Origin of the sequence: Skermanella sp. TT6, from assembly GCF_016653635.2 — a bacterium.
Lineage (GTDB): Bacteria > Pseudomonadota > Alphaproteobacteria > Azospirillales > Azospirillaceae > Skermanella > Skermanella cutis.
The window spans coordinates 4868570-4885482 of the sequence record NZ_CP067420.1; the positions used below are offsets into that span (position 1 = coordinate 4868570).

The 16913-nt window shown below is 66.1% G+C and carries 14 protein-coding genes; 5 read left to right on the top strand and 9 right to left on the bottom strand.

The annotated features are described in order from the left end of the window. Window positions 1-75: 75 nt before the first annotated feature. On the top strand, window positions 76-510 hold the full coding sequence (locus IGS68_RS22675; protein ID WP_201074168.1) for a hypothetical protein: 435 nt from the start codon (window positions 76-78) through the stop codon (window positions 508-510). A gap of 28 nt (window positions 511-538) precedes the next feature. On the opposite strand, the gene IGS68_RS22680 is transcribed toward IGS68_RS22675, so the two are convergent. Further along, window positions 539-1615: a LysM peptidoglycan-binding domain-containing protein gene (locus IGS68_RS22680; protein WP_201074170.1), complete on the bottom strand. Its 1077-nt coding sequence runs from the start codon at window positions 1613-1615 to the stop codon at window positions 539-541. 299 nt (window positions 1616-1914) lie between these two features. Between IGS68_RS22680 and IGS68_RS22685 the strand changes: the two genes are divergently transcribed. The 4 genes from IGS68_RS22685 (at window position 1915) to IGS68_RS22700 (ending at window position 5364) form a co-directional block, all read left to right on the top strand. Then, the gene (locus IGS68_RS22685; protein ID WP_201074172.1) at window positions 1915-2499 is read left to right on the top strand and encodes an LOG family protein; all 585 of its coding nucleotides are present in this window, start codon (window positions 1915-1917) and stop codon (window positions 2497-2499) included. A 207-nt stretch (window positions 2500-2706) separates the two neighbouring features. Then, window positions 2707-3930: an NADP-dependent isocitrate dehydrogenase gene (locus tag IGS68_RS22690; RefSeq protein WP_201074174.1), complete on the top strand. Its 1224-nt coding sequence runs from the start codon at window positions 2707-2709 to the stop codon at window positions 3928-3930. A 173-nt stretch (window positions 3931-4103) separates the two neighbouring features. After that, window positions 4104-4481: a Gfo/Idh/MocA family oxidoreductase gene (locus tag IGS68_RS22695; RefSeq protein ID WP_201074176.1), complete on the top strand. Its 378-nt coding sequence runs from the start codon at window positions 4104-4106 to the stop codon at window positions 4479-4481. 304 nt (window positions 4482-4785) lie between these two features. Further along, window positions 4786-5364 carry an OmpA family protein gene (locus tag IGS68_RS22700; protein ID WP_201074177.1) on the top strand — a complete coding sequence of 193 codons (579 nt, stop codon included), beginning with the start codon at window positions 4786-4788 and terminating at the stop codon, window positions 5362-5364. Between the two features lie 170 nt (window positions 5365-5534). Here the strand turns inward: IGS68_RS22700 and IGS68_RS22705 are convergent, their stop codons facing one another. The 8 genes from IGS68_RS22705 to flhB form a co-directional block, all read right to left on the bottom strand. Beyond that, window positions 5535-5903: a GcrA family cell cycle regulator gene (locus IGS68_RS22705; RefSeq protein ID WP_037459387.1), complete on the bottom strand. Its 369-nt coding sequence runs from the start codon at window positions 5901-5903 to the stop codon at window positions 5535-5537. A gap of 465 nt (window positions 5904-6368) precedes the next feature. After that, window positions 6369-7556, bottom strand: coding sequence for a vWA domain-containing protein (locus IGS68_RS22710; protein WP_201074179.1), 1188 nt, complete (start codon window positions 7554-7556; stop codon window positions 6369-6371). A gap of 73 nt (window positions 7557-7629) precedes the next feature. Continuing rightward, window positions 7630-8037: a coiled-coil domain-containing protein gene (locus IGS68_RS22715; RefSeq protein WP_201074181.1), complete on the bottom strand. Its 408-nt coding sequence runs from the start codon at window positions 8035-8037 to the stop codon at window positions 7630-7632. Window positions 8038-8126: 89 nt separating this feature from the next. Next, on the bottom strand, window positions 8127-8996 hold the full coding sequence (locus tag IGS68_RS22720) for an AAA family ATPase (protein ID WP_201074183.1): 870 nt from the start codon (window positions 8994-8996) through the stop codon (window positions 8127-8129). 1 nt (window position 8997) lies between these two features. Beyond that, window positions 8998-11658, bottom strand: coding sequence for an alanine--tRNA ligase (gene alaS, locus IGS68_RS22725; RefSeq protein WP_201074185.1), 2661 nt, complete (start codon window positions 11656-11658; stop codon window positions 8998-9000). A 229-nt stretch (window positions 11659-11887) separates the two neighbouring features. Next, on the bottom strand, window positions 11888-12964 hold the full coding sequence (recA, locus tag IGS68_RS22730) for a recombinase RecA (RefSeq protein WP_201074188.1): 1077 nt from the start codon (window positions 12962-12964) through the stop codon (window positions 11888-11890). 181 nt (window positions 12965-13145) lie between these two features. Continuing rightward, window positions 13146-15746 carry a hybrid sensor histidine kinase/response regulator gene (locus IGS68_RS22735; RefSeq protein ID WP_247881025.1) on the bottom strand — a complete coding sequence of 867 codons (2601 nt, stop codon included), beginning with the start codon at window positions 15744-15746 and terminating at the stop codon, window positions 13146-13148. A 65-nt stretch (window positions 15747-15811) separates the two neighbouring features. Beyond that, on the bottom strand, window positions 15812-16888 hold the full coding sequence (flhB, locus tag IGS68_RS22740; RefSeq protein ID WP_201074190.1) for a flagellar biosynthesis protein FlhB: 1077 nt from the start codon (window positions 16886-16888) through the stop codon (window positions 15812-15814). Between the last annotated feature and the right edge of the window lie 25 nt (window positions 16889-16913).

A 16913-nucleotide genomic window follows, 5' to 3' on the forward strand; every position in this document is an offset into this window, starting at 1 on the left:
ATTAAGGCGGAAGGATCCATCATGCTCCCCCCGGCGGCGCCCTGCGCGGTCCATTTCCACAGCGGAGCGGATAGGATGCAGGCTCTCGTCGAAGTTTCGCAGGCGGCGCTGCCGCTGAGGCTGGGGACCGTCCACGTCACCCCGGACGGCCTGCTCGGCATCGCCGCGGTCCCGTCGGCGTCGAACCAGCGCTTCGTGGTCGACGACCTGCTGTTCCAGGTCTCCACCACGCCGATCGGCGACCGCATGCGCTTCCGCATCTGGGCGGAGATCGGCTGGGTTCCCTACACCGCCCAATCGCCCGAGCGCCGCCGCGACGTGCTGACGATCCTCCGGGCGTCGCAGCACCTGGAACGGGCCTGCTTCGTACTCGACGACGGTCAGAAGATCCTGGTGATCGGCGAGTCCGAGGCGGAGGAGCATCTCGACGTGACCGGGGTCGTGTTCGAGACCCTGCTGTTCCTCCAGGAGGTCCGGCCCTACCTGCGCATCCTGTCCGATTATCTGTGATCCGGCTGCGATCCGGCGCCCCGCCCCGTCAGTTGGTCGGGGGCACGCTGAAGATCTGGCCCGGATAGATCAGGTCCGGATCGCGGATATGCTCCTGGTTCGCCTCGTAGATCTGGCTGTATCGGACGCCGGAGCCGTAGGTGCGCCGCGCGATGCGCCACAGGCTCGCTCCGGGCTGGACCACCACCGACTGGCCGGCCGGAAGCATCGCGGCCTGCTCCGCCATCTGGAACGGGATCTCGGCGCGGGCGGCGACCTTGCCGTCCTCGGCCACCTGGTCGGCGCGGAGGGCGTAGCGGCCCGGCCGCACCGGCTGTTCCGGCGTCAATGCCCAGCGTCCGTCGTCGCCGGACTGGGCATGGCCGACCAGCAGATTGTCGAGATACACCTGGACCCGGGTCCGCGGCGGCGCCCGTCCCCCGATATTCACCCGCCCGTCCGCACCGTAATCGACCACGTCGATCGACACGCCGCCGGCCGGCCTCGGCGCGGCGGCCGGGACGGCGGCGGACGGCGCCTGGAGGACGGCCGACGGGCCGATGCCGTCCCGGGGCACCGCCAGGGCGATCGCGCCGCCCGCCTCCTGGCCCGCCTCCCGGCCCACCTCCTGGCCCGCCTCGGGCAGCACCAGCACCACCACGTTCTCGGAACCGACCGGCGCCTCGGCGTCGGGTGCCAGCGCCGACAGGCTGAGCTGGCGGCCCCCGGGGCCGAGCGGATTGTCGGGGAGCAGCACCCATTCGCCCCGCTGGTCGGCGATCGACTGCCCGATCGTCCGGCCGCCGTCGAGCACGGTCACGGTGGAATGCGGCTCGGCGCGCCCGGCGATGACGGCGTTGCCCTGCGGGGTGATCCTGACGACGTCGAAACTGGGCGGCGCGCCGGGCCGGGGCTCCGGCCTGGACGGCTCCGGGTCCCTGTCCGGCGGCGCGGCGGGTTCGGGAGCGGGCGCCGCGGCGGAAACGGACGGTCCGGAATCGGGCCTCACGGCCGCGGGCGGCGCCGCGTCCATCAGCGATTCACCGGTCTGGTCGAGCCAGGTCAAGGCCAGGGCCACGCCCAGCAGGGCGACGCCGACGGCACCGATTATGAGCGCTCTCTTCACGATCGTCCCGCTTGTTCTTCCCCGAACGATCCGACCCTCGTCCGCCGCAAAGTCTATTCGGTGTAGATCAGGATGCATAGAAGTTACGTCAACAGCCGAAGCTCATCGGTCTAAATCATGCCGGGCCATCCGTCGAGCCGGTCCGTTCATGCCATGGACGCAAGGGCATGCGGCGGATCGTCATGGTTGCACTTGGCGCGGCGGCTCCGCCGTGAGAGGCTGGAAAGCGCGGACGGATCGACCGTCGGCGGCAGGCGCCATGTCCGGTTCCGGCCGCCGCGGTCCGTAAGGGTGATGGAATGAAGGACTTGACTTCGATTTGTGTCTATTGCGGCTCGTCTAGCCGGGTCAGCGATACCTACAAGGATGCCGCGCACCTGCTCGGCACGCTGATCGGGCAGAGCGGGCGCCAGCTCGTCTATGGCGGAGGCCGGGTCGGGCTGATGGGGATCGTCGCCGACGCCGCGATCGCGGCCGGCGGACCCGTCGTCGGGATCATCCCGGAGCACATACAGGTGCTCGAGGTGGAGCATACCGGCTTGACCGAGTTGCTGGTGGTCGACAGCATGCATACCCGCAAGCGGCTGATGGTCGACCGCTCCGACGCGTTCGTCATCCTGCCCGGCGGGCTGGGCACGCTGGACGAGACGTTCGAGATCCTGACCTGGAAGCAGCTCCGCCTGCACGACAAGCCCGTGGTGGTGGCCAACATCGACGGCTACTGGGATCCGTTCGAGGCGCTGCTCGACCACATGATCGCCCAGGGCTTCGCCCAGCCGGCCCACCGCAAGCTGTTCAGCGTCGTGACCCGGGTGGAGGACGTGATGCCGGCCCTGTCGCGCCAGCCGGAGCCGGTGATCAAGCCGGAGACCAAGTGGCTGTGATCCGGTAGCGGCCCGGTCGGGGCGGCGGGCCTGCGACGCGGGATCGCTGCGGGCAAGTGCGCCTTCTTATGCGGAAGCGACGGTGCTATAAGACGCGCCGTCCAAACTTCTGGAACGCCGCACGACGCCTGCTGAACCGCCGCGAACGGCGGGATCCGGGGCGCCCAAGAACCACACGCTACCCGCTCCAACCGGGAGATTCCATACATGGCAAAGATTAAGGTCGCTAACCCCGTCGTCGAACTCGACGGCGACGAGATGACCCGGATCATCTGGCAGTTCATCAAGGACAAGCTGATCCTGCCCTACCTCGACATCGAGCTGAAATACTACGATCTGGGCATGGAGCATCGCGACAAGACCGACGACCAGGTCACCGTCGACGCGGCCAAGGCCATCCAGCAGTACGGCGTGGGCGTCAAGTGCGCCACGATCACCCCGGACGAAGCGCGGGTCAAGGAATTCAACCTCAAGAAGATGTGGAAGTCGCCCAACGGCACGATCCGCAACATCCTGGGCGGCACCGTCTTCCGCGAACCGATCATCTGCTCCAACGTGCCGCGCCTGGTTCCGGGCTGGACCAAGCCGCTGATCATCGGCCGCCACGCCTTCGGCGACCAGTACCGCGCGACGGACTTCCAGGTTCCCGGCCCCGGCAAGCTGACCATGACCTTCACGCCCGACGGCGGCGGCGAACCGGTGACCTACGACGTCTTCCAGTTCCCCGAGGCCGGCGTCGCCATGGGCATGTACAACCTGGATGAAAGCATCCGCGGCTTCGCCCGGGCCTGCATGAACTACGGCCTGGCGCGCAAGCTGCCGGTCTACCTGTCGACCAAGAACACGATCCTGAAGGTCTATGACGGCCGCTTCAAGAACCTGTTCCAGGAGGTCTTCGACGCGGAGTTCGCCGACGAGTTCAAGAAGCTCGGCCTGACCTACGAGCACCGCCTGATCGACGACATGGTCGCCAGCGTGATGAAGTGGGACGGCGGCTTCGTCTGGGCCTGCAAGAACTACGACGGCGACGTCCAGTCCGACACCGTGGCGCAGGGCTTCGGCTCGCTGGGCCTGATGACCTCGGTGCTGCTGAGCCCCGACGGCAAGACGGTGGAGGCCGAGGCCGCCCACGGCACCGTGACCCGGCACTATCGCGAGCACCAGAAGGGCCGCGAGACCTCGACCAACCCGATCGCCTCGATCTTCGCCTGGACCCAGGGCCTGTCCTATCGCGGCAAGTTCGACGGCACGCCCGAGGTCACCCGGTTCGCCGAGACCCTGGAGAAGGTGTGCGTCAGCACCGTCGAGGCCGGCTTCATGACCAAGGACCTCGCCATCCTGATCGGCCCGGAGCAGCCCTGGCTGACCACCAAGCAGTTCCTGGACAAGCTGGACGAGAACCTGAAGAAGGCCATGGCCGAAGCCGCCTGATCCGGCTCCGGCACGGACCTCGTTTCGCTGCAACCCCGCCCGATTCGTTCGGGCGGGGTTGCTTTTTGCTGCGCGGCGCGCAAATCTATCCTCCTATTCGCGAAATGGTATAAACCGGACGCGTCATAATACCGGCGGGCTACCTGTGTCCGCCGTGCAGAGGAATTGCAAAGATGCCACACAAGATCAGAATCGCGATCGTCGGGGCAGGTGAAACCGGCGCGCCGCTTCTTGAGCAGCTTCTCTCGGCAGATTTTGTCAAGGTTATAGGCATTGCCGACCTAAATCCCGATGCTCCGGGCATTGTATTGGCCCAGTCCAGGGGTGTGAAGACTTACAGCGATTTCCTGGAACTGGCTCGGATGGGCGAAGATATCGATATATTCATTGATGTGACCGGTGTACACAAGGTCCGGGATGCTTTGCGGCACTACATGCGGGATTCGGACAATCACCATACCGTGATCATGCATGAACTGATCGCCGTCCTTCTGCTCTCGCTGTCCAAAGGTGAGCTGGTCCAGATCAAGCATGGCGATTTGGATTATTGAGCTCCTGTTGGCTGCGTTCACTCGGCCTTGATTATAGGAATATGGAATAACAGGTTCAGGACGGCCTCCATGATTTCGCCACTGCTGTCGTGTTTGTAGGGAAACGGCACTCCCGCAGGCCGCTCCGCGAAGCTTGTGGAAAACGTTTGTTTTCGGCAGGTTACTCCTCGTTCTGGATGCTACGGACTAGCCTCCGTTCTTCGGATCCGATAGGAACCGTGCCCGCGCCGTATGTGTTTTCCGCATTGGACTCTCGCGTGTACGCGTTATGTTGATGCACCAATTCAGCTCAAGGGAGAAGGTCGTGCGCCTTAATCAAATCGCTGCCTCGGGCGTCTTTGCGTTCCTGGCGATGTCGGTGGTTGCGCCCGCCAGCGTGCTGGCTCAAAGCGCTCCGGAAAAGTGCAACACGGTGGTGGACTCCACCGGCAAGCCCGTGGTTGCCGCCAACAATACCGCCGTTCTCCACGCCGGAAGCTTCGACTGCCCGCCGCCGCCCGCAGCGGCCGCCGCCGCCCCGGCCGCAGCCGTTCCTCCGGCCGCTCCGCTGGCCAACGCCGTCTACTTCGTGTTCTTCGACTTCGACCGCTCGGCCATCACCCCGGCGGCGCAGGACATCCTGAACACGGTGGTCAGCGATGCCCGCCGGACCAACGCGTCCCGCTTGAACGTGCTCGGCCACACCGACACTTCGGGCTCGGCGGCCTACAACCAGCGCCTGTCGGAGCGTCGTGCGACCGCCGTGCGCGAGGCCCTGGTGCAGCGTGGCGTTCCGGCCGATCAGATCACCACCCGCGGCGTCGGCGAGACGCAGCCTCTGATCGCCACCGGCGACGGCGTCCGCGAGCCGTCCAACCGTCGCGCCGAGATCCGCTTCCAGTAATCGGGCGGGTTTCACGGGACCCTTCGAGCGGAGGGTCCCACCGGGAGAAAGGGGTGCCGTCCGGCGCCCCTTTTTCTTTGCCGGCAATCCGGCACGGGGCAGCCAACGCCAAAAAAGAAGCCCGCCGGTGGGGTGCCGGCGGGCTTTCGGGTGGCGTCGCGGAGGTCGGATCAGGCGGCGCCGACTTTGCGCTCGCGATCGTCGTCCCGCTTCTTCGAGCTGGGCTGGTAAGCGATGGCGGCATGCTCCGCGCAATAGGGCATGCCGGGCTGGGCCGTCTTGCCGCAGAAGTGGAAATCCGCGTGCTTGGGGTCGCCGACCGGCCATTTGCACATGCGCTCGGTCAAGGCGAGGATCGTGGCGCCGCGCGACGGCTTCTTCTTGATCGGTGACGGCCGTCCTGACAATCCAAGGCGATGGGCCTTGCCGATCACGGCGTTGCGCGTGACGTCACCAAGGGTGTCCGCGATCTCGCTCGCGCTCATCCCCTGACCCCAGAGTTGCTTCAGGCGCTCTACCCGCTCGTCAGTCCAACTCATGCCGCTGTCTCCACTCATCCGGGTCCCTATTATTTGTTGCCGACAGGAGTATGGTGGGCCGCATATGGCGTGCCGCTTTCCATAAAAACCTATATCTAGTGCCGACGCGCTGGAAGGCTACCAGATAAGCCCGCCGGTGCCTAGAGGGTTGCTGTTACATTTATATGCAAAGGTGGTAAACCATTTGTTTAAGTCACAGTTGCCGTCAAATCGAAGATTCCAGCGAACAGAATGACCATTCTGTTCCGATACGGGGGATGAACCGGATATATGCCAATCATTCCAATGGAATGCCGCGTCCCACAGGTCCGCGCGCCTGTGCTCATTCGCAAGGGAAAGATGTCATTGCGATAACATTTCAGGCAGTTGCATGAACTGTTCTTTCTATTTCAATCGAGGGCCGGACATGAAAACGATTACGCACCGTGACTTCGCCGCCACGCCCGCCGGTCGGCACCCTGCCGGTCATCGGCTCAGCTCGCGCATTCCGGCGTCCAGCCCATCGATGGTCAGCGGATACATGCGCCCGCCCATCAGTCTCTGAAGGATGCGGGTGCTCTCCGTATAGCTCCAATAAGCTTCGGGAGAGGGGTTGAGCCAGATCGAGCGGCTGTAGGTGTCCAACAGCCGCTGGAGCCAGACCTGCCCGGCCTCCTCGTTCCAATGCTCGACGCTGCCTCCGGGATAGACGATCTCGTAGGGACTCATCGCGGCATCGCCGACGAAGACAAGCTTGTAGTCCGCCCCATAGGTATGCAGCACGTCCCAGGTGGGCGTGCGCTCGGCGTGCCGGCGGCGGTTGTCGCGCCACAGTCCCTCGTAGACGCAATTATGGAAATAGAAATATTCCAGGTGCTTGAACTCGCCCCGCGCGGCCGAGAACAGTTCCTCGCAGATCCGGATATGATCGTCCATGGAGCCGCCGACATCGAGGAACAGCAGCACCTTGACGCTGTTGTGCCGCTCCCGGACCATCTTGAGGTCGAGCGTACCGGCATTGCGGGCGGTCGAGCGGATCGTATCGGGCAGGTCCAGTTCCTCCGCGGCGCCCTCGCGGGCGAACTTGCGCAGCCGACGCAGCGCGACCTTGATGTTGCGGGTGCCCAGTTCGACCGTATCGTCCAGGTTCCTGAACTCGCGCTTGTCCCAGACCTTGACCGCCCGGCGGTGGCGGCTTCCCTCCTGCCCGATGCGGACGCCCTCGGGATTGTAGCCGTAGGCACCGAAGGGCGAGGTGCCGGCCGTGCCGATCCATTTGGAGCCGCCCTGGTGGCGCCCCTTCTGCTCCGCCAGCCGCTGCGCCAGCGTCTCCATCAGCTTGTCCCAGCCGCCGAGCGACTGGATTTGCCGCTTCTCCTCCTCCGTGAGGTACTTCTCAGCGAGCTTGCGCAGCCATTCCTCGGGGATGTCGGCGGTGACCGGCTCGCCTCCGTCGGCCATCCCCTCCAGTCCCTTGAAAACGTGGCCGAAGACCTGGTCGAACTTGTCCAGGTTGCGCTCGTCCTTCACGAGGCAGGTGCGGGAGAGATAATAGAAATCCTCGACGCTGTAGTCGGCGATACCCTGGCGCATCGCCTCCATAAGCGCCAGGTACTCCTTCAGGGATACCGGCACCTGCGCCTTGCGCAGTTCGTAGAAGAAAGTCGTGAACATGGCTCGTCGGTGAATTTCGGGCTGAATGGGTCAGGCCCGCATAGTGCCATGTTTCAGCCCGATGATTCCGCCCTTATTTTCCCGGATCCTTGCGGGCGGGAGGCGGCACGTAGGCGAGGCTGGTGGGAAGTCGGCGGCTGATCTCCTCGACCCGGCCACGCAACTCCGCCACGTCCAGGAGTTCCTCGATCCGCCGCAAGCGGTCCTCAGCCGAGGTCATCCGAGCTTCCAGCCGGACCAAGGTGTCGGACATCCGGACCTGCTCCTGCCCGACGCGCGTCAATTCCCGGCTCATGCGATCCTGTTCCGCTGACAGGCGGGCCAACCCCTCGTTCATGCGGTCCTGTTCCGCTGACAGACGGACCAGTTCCGCAGACATACGCTTTTGTTCCGAAAGAATGCGTTCCTGCTGTTCCAGGATGGTGGAAAGCATCGGCTCAAGCCGATTGAGGATCACAAGCGCTTCATCCGGCTTTTCCATGTCGCAGGCATCTTCCAAGGGCAGTCAACCCCGGAGCTTAACCGTTACGACCGCATTCGTCACGAACTTTCGAGGTATGCCCTCTCCCTTCAGCCGCCGCCCCGTTCACGCCGGCTGAGGAAGGCCAGGCGCTCGAACAGGTGGACGTCCTGCTCGTTCTTCAGCAGGGCTCCGTGGAGCGGCGGGATCAGCTTCTTGGCGTCGCGGGTGCGCAGGGTTTCCGGCGACACGTCCTCGACCATCAGCAGCTTGATCCAGTCCAGCAGTTCCGAGGTGCTGGGCTTCTTCTTGAGGCCGGGGGTCTCGCGGACCTCGTAGAACAGGGTCAGCGCTTCCCGCAGCAGGTCGCCCTTCAGTCCGGGATAATGGACCTCGACGATGCGCGCCATCGTCTCCGGCTCGGGGAAGCGGATATAGTGGAAGAAGCACCGGCGCAGGAAAGCGTCCGGCAGTTCCTTCTCGTTGTTCGAGGTGATGATCACGACCGGACGCCGGCGCGCCTTCACCACCTGCCGCGTCTCGTAGACGAAGAACTCCATCCGGTCCAGTTCGAGCAGCAGGTCGTTGGGAAATTCGATGTCCGCCTTGTCGATCTCGTCGATCAGCAGCACCGGCGCCTCGGGAGCGTCGAACGCCTCCCACAGCTTGCCCTTGACGATGTAGTTCGCGATATCGCGGACCCGTTCGTCGCCCAGTTGGCTGTCGCGCAGGCGGCTGACCGCGTCGTACTCGTACAGGCCCTGCTGCGCCTTGGTCGTGGACTTGATGTGCCACTGGATCAGCGGGCGGCCCAGCGACCGCGCGATCTCCTCGGCCAGGATCGTCTTGCCGGTGCCGGGCTCGCCCTTGACCAGCAACGGGCGCTGGAGCGCCACCGCGGCGTTGACCGCCACCCGGAGATCCTCGGTGGCGACGTAGTTGTCGGTGCCGGTGAACTTCTTCGATTCAGGAAGGGTCATCTCAGGCGGCTCCCGCCATGGCCTGCTCTATCGCCGCGACCGCGTCGCCGGCGCTGGCACCGTCGGGTCCGCCGGCCTGGGCCATGTCGGGGCGGCCGCCGCCGCCCTTGCCGCCGACGGCCGCCGCCCCCGCCTTGACCAGCTCGACCGCGCTGAAGCGGCCGGTCAGGTCCTCGGTCACCGCGACCACCAGCGACGCCTTGCCGTCATTGACCGCGACCAGCGCGATCACGCCGGAGCCGACCTGCTTCTTCATCTCGTCGGCCATGGGTTTCAGGTCCTTGGCCGGCATGCCGTCGAGCACGCGCGCGGCGAACTTGATGCCGGCGACCTCCTTCTCGCCGCCGCCGGCCGGACCGGCCCCGCCGCCCATGGCGACCTGTCGGCGAAGGTCGGCAAGCTCCCGCTCCAGCCGGCGCCGCTCCTCGACCAAGGCCGCGACGCGGGAGGGCACCTCGGCCGGCGTCGCCTTCAGGGCCGCCGCGGTCTGCTGGAGCAGGTGCTCCTGCTCGTTGAGGTAGGCCGCGGCGCCGGCGCCGGTCAGCGCCTCCACGCGGCGGACGCCGGCCGCCACGGCGCCCTCGCCGACGATCTTGAACAATCCGATGTCGCCGGTGCGGCGGACATGGGTGCCGCCGCACAGCTCGATCGAGAACTCCTTGCTGGCGTCCGGGTCCCGCCCGCCCATGGAAACGACCCGGACCTCGTCGCCGTACTTCTCGCCGAACAGAGCCATGGCGCCCAGCTCGACCGCTTCCTGCGGGCTCATCAGGCGCGTGACCACGTCGCTGTTGCCCAGGACCCGGCGGTTGACCTCCGCCTCGACCACGGCGATATCCTCGGCGGACAATCCCACCGGCTGGCTGATGTCGAAACGCAGGCGCTCCGGCGCCACCAGCGAGCCTTTCTGGGTGACGTGCTCGCCCAGCCGGCGGCGAAGCGCCTCGTGCAGCAGGTGGGTCGCGGAATGGTTCGCCCGGATCGCCGACCGTCGGGCGGTATCGACCCGAAGCTCGACCACGTCGCCGACCGAGATGGCGCCCTTGGCGACCTTGGCCTGATGGACCCACAGCGCTCCCAGCTTCTTCTGGGTGTCGGAAACCGGCACCTCGGCGCCCTCGGCGGTGAACATCACGCCGCTGTCGCCGACCTGGCCGCCGGATTCGCCGTAGAAGGGAGTCTGGTTGACGATCACCTGGACGTCGGTCCCGGCCTCGGCCTTCTCCACCCGCTGACCTTCTACGACCAGGGCCAGTACCTTGCCCTCGGCCACCTCGGTGTCGTAGCCCAGGAACTCGGTGGCGCCCAATTCGTCGCGCAGCTCGAACCACAGGGTCTCCGTCGCGGCCTCGCCGGAGCCGGCCCAGGCCTTGCGCGCCTCGGCCTTCTGGCGGCCCATGGCCTGGTTGAAGCCGTCGATGTCCACCGAGCGGTTGCGACCGCGCAGCACGTCCTGGGTCAGGTCGACCGGGAAGCCGAAGGTGTCGTAGAGCTTGAACGCGACCTCGCCGGGCAGCGAGCCGCCTTCGGGAATGCCGGCGGTCTCCTCGTCCAGCAGTCGGAGGCCGCGCTCCAGCGTCTGCTTGAACCGGGTCTCCTCCAGCTTCAGGGTCTCGGTGATCAGCGGCTGCGCCCGCACCAGCTCCGGATAGTGCGTGCCCATCAGCTGGACCAGCGCCGGGACCAGCCGGTACATCAGCGGCTCCTTGCAGCCGATGATATGCGCGTGCCGCATGGCGCGGCGCATGATCCGGCGCAGGACATAGCCACGGCCCTCGTTGGACGGCAGGACGCCGTCGGCGATCAGGAACGAGGTCGAGCGCAGGTGGTCGGCGATGACCCGGTGGGAAACCGCGTGCGGGCCGTCGGCGGCGACCTTGGTGGCATCGGCCGAGGCCAGGATCAGCGTGCGCAGCAGGTCTATGTCGTAGTTGTCATGCTTGCCCTGGAGCACGGCCGCCAGCCGCTCCAGGCCCATGCCGGTGTCGATCGAGGGTTTCGGCAGGTCGATCCGCCGGTCCGGCGTCACCTGCTCGTACTGCATGAAGACCAGGTTCCAGATCTCGATGAAACGGTCGCCGTCCTGGTCGGCGCTGCCCGGCGGGCCGCCGGCCACCGCCGGGCCGTGGTCGTAGAAGATCTCGGAGCAGGGACCGCACGGCCCGGTATCGCCCATGCGCCAGAAATTGTCGTCGGTCGGGATGCGGATGATCCTGCCGTCGTCCAGGCCGGCGATCTTCCGCCACAGGGCGGCCGCCTCCTCGTCCGAGGAGTGGACGGTGACCAGAAGCTTGTCCGCCGGAAGCCCGTACTCCTTCGTGATAAGGTTCCAGGCATGCTCGATGGCGCCTTCCTTGAAGTAGTCGCCGAACGAGAAATTGCCGAGCATCTCGAAGAAGGTATGGTGCCGGGCGGTGTAGCCGACATTGTCCAGGTCGTTGTGCTTGCCGCCGGCGCGCACGCATTTCTGGCTGGTGGTCGCCCGGGAATAGGGCCGCGCCTCGGCCCCGGTGAAGACGTTCTTGAACTGCACCATGCCGGCGTTGGTGAACATCAGCGTCGGATCGTTGCGCGGCACCAGCGGGCTGGACTCGACGATCTGGTGACCCTGACTGGCGAAATAGTTCAGGAAGGTGGCGCGGATGTCGTTGGCGGTCTGCATGATGGCGCTCGGTTCCCAGGACGCAGGTATGGTGCGGCCCGTCTTCTGTTCAAAGGTTTCGGCCGACACGGGTTTACCTGCTTGTACCGTGCCGGTGGGGCCGATGTCCACCGATGCCCGACCGAAGCCCCGGGGAATGCCCAAACGGAAAAGCCGCGCGGTCCCGAAGGTCCGCGCGGCTCGCTTTCCGGTGCGCGATAACCCCGGACGGGATATCGCGCGGAGCGGATCAGTCCGGGCTGCTGGCCTCGCCGTCGGCTTCCGGCGTGCCCATCATGGCATTGGCGACCAGGCCGGCGTTGGCGCGGATCTTGGCCTCGATCGCGTCGGCCACTTCCGTGTTCTGGCGCAGGAAGTTCTTGGCGTTCTCGCGGCCCTGGCCGATGCGCTGGCCCTCGTAGCTGAACCAGGAGCCGGACTTCTCGACCACGTTGGCCTGAACGCCGAGGTCGAGCAGCTCGCCGACCTTGGACACGCCCTCGCCGTACATGATGTCGAACTCGACCACCCGGAAAGGCGGGGCCATCTTGTTCTTGACCACCTTCACGCGGGTCTGGTTGCCGACCACGTTCTCCCGGTCCTTGATCGCGCCGATGCGGCGGATGTCGAGACGGACCGAGGCGTAGAACTTCAGCGCGTTGCCGCCGGTCGTGGTCTCCGGATTGCCGAACATGACGCCGATCTTCAGCCGGATCTGGTTGATGAAGATCACCGTGCAGTGCGACTTGGAGATCGAGCCGGTCAGCTTGCGGAGCGCCTGGCTCATCAGGCGGGCATGCAGGCCGACATGGCTGTCGCCCATCTCGCCTTCCAGCTCGGCGCGCGGCACCAGGGCCGCCACGCTGTCGACCACCAGCACGTCGATGGCGCCCGAGCGCACCAGCGTATCGGTGATCTCCAGCGCCTGCTCGCCCGCGTCGGGCTGGGAGATCAGCAGCTCGTCCACGTCGACGCCCAGCTTGCGGGCGTATCCCGGATCGAGCGCGTGCTCCGCGTCGACGAACGCGCAGGTGCCGCCGTTCTTCTGGGCCTGGGCGATGGCATGGAGGGCCAGCGTGGTCTTGCCCGAGCTTTCCGGGCCGTAGATCTCGATGATGCGGCCGCGCGGCAGGCCGCCGATGCCGAGCGCGATGTCGAGGCCGAGCGAGCCGGTCGAGACGACCTCCGCCTCGGTCGGGGTCTCGCGGGCACCGAGCTTCATGATGGAGCCCTTGCCGAACGCGCGTTCGATCTGACCGAGGGCCGCGTCTAGTGCCTTTTGCTTATCCATGGGACTTTCAACCAAACGCAAGGGTGCGGACGACATGCTGGGGCCCCTCTTCTCTCATACGGTCGGCAGGAGTGCAACGTGAAGAGAATGTACCCTTTCCGTTCCCTCCTGCCAAGGGACAATCGGAACATAAAGGGAACGAAATGGCGTTCCCCCTGCCCCCGTGTTCCGCAGCCGTCCGGAGGAGCACCCCATGCGGCCCCCTCGGCACCCCGCCTCATCCGTCGCGCAGGACCTCCTTCACCTTGCCGGCAAGCTGCTTGAGACTGAACGGCTTGGGCAGGAAATGGATGTGCTCGCCGGCGTCGATCTGGTCGCGGAACTTGTCCTCGGTGTAGCCGGAGATGAAGATCACCTTCATTTCCGGACGCTTGTCGCGGACGTGGCGGATCAGCGTGGGCCCGTCCATGTGCGGCATCACCACGTCGCTGACCAGCAGGTCGACCCGGTTCGACTCGGAGTTCAGCAGGCTGAGGGCCGCCTCGCCGCTGCGGGCCTCCAGCACCTGATAGCCCTTGTTGCGGAGCGCCCGGGCGCTGAACACGCGCACCGCGTCCTCGTCCTCGACCAGCAGGATGGTCCCGGTCCCGGTCAGGTCCCCGGCCGACCGTTCCCGGGCCTCGCTCTCGGCCTCCGCCGTCACGCCGGCGGCCTTGGCCGACTGGTGGCGCGGCAGATAGATGGTGAATTTGGCACCCTCGCCGGGGGCGCTGTCGACGAAGATGAAGCCGCCGGTCTGCCGCACGATGCCGTACACGGTGGACAGGCCGAGGCCGGTGCCGGAACCGACCTCCTTGGTCGAGAAGAACGGCTCGAAGATGCGGGCGAGATTTTCCTTGGGAATGCCGATGCCGGTATCCGACACCTCGATCGCGACATATTCGCCGGGCGGCATCTCCTCGTGCTCGCGTCGGGTCGGGCCGTCGGTCGAGACGTTGCTGGTCTGGATGGTCAGCCGCCCACCGCCCGCCATGGCGTCGCGGGCATTGACCGCGAGATTGATGATGACCTGCTCCAGCTGTCCCTGGTCGACCTTGATCAGTCCCAGGTCGCGGCCGTGGGTCATCTTCAGCTCGATGTTCTCGCCGATCAGCCGGCGCAGCAGGTTCGACAGCTCGGCCAGGACGTCGGTGATGTTGAGCACCCGGGGCTGCAGCGTCTGCTGGCGCGAGAAGGCGAGCAGCTGGCGCACCAGGTTGGCCGCCCGGTTGGCGTTCTGCTTGATCTGCATGATGTCGCTGAACGACTGGTCGCCCGGCTTGTGCCGGAGCAGCAGAAGGTCGCAGAAGCCGATCATCGCGGTAAGCAGGTTGTTGAAGTCATGGGCGACGCCGCCGGCGAGCTGGCCGATCGCCTGCATCTTCTGGCTCTGGGCGAACTGCGCCTCCAGGCTCTTCTGCTCGGTCAGGTCGATGAAGTGAAGGATCATTCCGGAGCCGGAACCTGGCCCGGCATCGCCGCTCCCCGATCCGCCGGCCATCCGGCGGGCATAGAGCTGCGCCATCTTCTTGTCGCGGCCCTGGGCACGCAGATTGACCTCGAACGGAGCGATCATGTCGGAGCCGGATTTGATCTGCTCCAGGCGGGCGACCACCGTGGACCGCTCGCCGGCGCTGAACAGCTCGGCCAGGGGACATCCCATGATGCTGCGCAGGGGGCGTCCCACCATGGTCAGGAAGGCCTGGTTGCATTCCGCCAGCCTGCCGCCCTCGTCGATCAGCGCGATTCCGATCGGCGCCTCCTCGAAGAAGCTCTGGAACCGCTGCTCCGACAGGTGCAGGGCCTCGCGCCACTCCCGCTCGGGCGTCAGGTCCCGCACCACCGAGCGGGTGCGCAGCGACCGGCCGTCGCCCGATGCCACCACGGTCTGGACGATGGAAGCCTGGAAACGCCGCCCCCCGAGGCCCTTCATGGTCACGTCGCCGTGGCTCTCCGATCCAGGGAACGGGCTGTGGGCCGCCGACGGGCCGGGCAGCGGTTCGGCCAGGACGTCGTGCAGCCTGACTTGGCTGCCGACCAGGTCAGCCGGCGCGCAGCCGAGCCACTTCGCCAGGGTGGCGTTGGCGTACAGGAAGCGGCCGTCCTGATCGACGGAATAGAAGCCGATCGGGGCGCTGCCCATGAAATCGGACAGGTTCGCCTGTTCGTCACGCAACTGCTGCTCGGCCAGCTTGCGCTCGGTGATGTCCTCGACCACCCACTTGACCAGCCTCTCCCCGGAGCTCGGGATGCCGGCGGCCGGATCCGCATCGGCCAGCGGCATCACCTGGACCAGGAACCATGGCCGGCCCGGCTCGAAAGCCAATTCGGCGGACGCCGCGTCGCCGCGCAACGCCGCGTCGACCAGCCTGCCGATACCGGCGGCCATCTCCGGGTCGTGATCGAAACGCAGCCGGAACGACTCGAGCTCGTCCTTGCCGGCCCCGCCGGCCAGATGGCGGAAGGCGGCGTTGACCTGCACGACGCGGCCGTCACGGCCGGTGATCATGCGCCCTACCGTCCCGGCCTGGAAGGCGCTGGCCAGCATTGCCCGCTCGCCATCGGTCCGGCCCCGGCCGGATGCCTGGAGCGATGAGATCCTGCCCGCCAGCGCGGCGCCGCCGGCGGCGAGAAGGGCGAACATGCCGCCGCTCAGGGCCACGGGATCGGTCACGATCCCGCCTGCCGCCAGCCCCAGCCCCGCGGCGCCGACCGCCGCCAGCCCGCCCACCCCGATAACGGTGGTCCGGGTCAGGGTGCCGTCGCGCGCGGGCTTCCCCAGGGTGGACAGCTCCGGCCCCGCAAGGTCGAGGGCGGATGAAGAAACCTGCTCCTGCACTGCTGCCCCATGCCAATGATTACGTATCGATCCTACTACTTGCATGCGTTCCGCGCGAGGTACGGTTACCGTCCCGAGAAGCGATTTTTGAGCTTGAACACGTAGGATATGACCTCCGCCATGGCCTTATAGTGTTCCGGCGGAATCTCCTGGTCGATTTCCACGGCGGCGTAGAGCGCGCGCGCCAGCGGCGGGTTCTCGACCAGCGGGATATCGTGCTCGCGGGCGATCTCGCGGATCTTGGCGGCGACGGCGTCGGCACCCTTGGCCAGCACGACCGGGGCCGCCATCGCCGACTGGTCGTATTTCAGGGCGACCGCGAAATGGGTCGGGTTGGTCACGACCACGTCGGCGCGAGGGACTGCCTGCATCATGCGCCGCCGCGCCTTGTCGAAGCGCAACTGGCGCAGTCGCCCCTTGACGATCGGATCGCCTTCCTGCTGCTTGAACTCCTCCTTCACGTCATGCTTGGTCATCCGCATCTTCTTGGTGTAATCGAACCTCTGATAGAAGAAGTCGGCCATGGTCACGAACAGCATGATGATCGTGACCCACAGGAACAGCTTGACCACCAGGTACTGGGTCTCGGCCAGCAGCAGGTCCATGGGCATGCCGGCATAGTGCTCGACGCTGGTGATCACCGGTATCAGGACGATCGCGCAGACGACGCCGACCACCCCCATCTTCACGAAGCCCTTGACCATCTCCAGGATGTTCCGCAGCGAGAACAGCTTCATGAAGGCGGGGAGCGGGTTCAGCTTGGTCAGGTCCGGCTTCATCTTCTCCGCGGTGACCAGCCAGCCGATCTGGAGAAGCGTGCCCAGCATGCCGGCCGCCGCCATGATGATCACCGGCAGCAGGATCGCCAGCAGGGCCGCCAGCATGGTATCGGTGAGGATCAGGCCGATCATCCCCTGGTCGAGCCGCTCGGTGCCGGCCCGTTCGAAGAAGCCCACCAGCGCGTCGCTCAGCCGCCGGATCGACGCCGGCGCCACGAGGGAGACCACCACCAGCCCGCCGAGCAGCATCAGCCAGTTCTTGGCTTCCTGGCTCATCGGAACGTTGCCCTTCTCGCGGGCGTCGCTCAGCTTTTTTCCGGTCGGGTCTTCCGTTTTGGAAGCATCATCTTCTTCCTCGGCCATCGGCACCTCCAATCAGCCAAGGGAA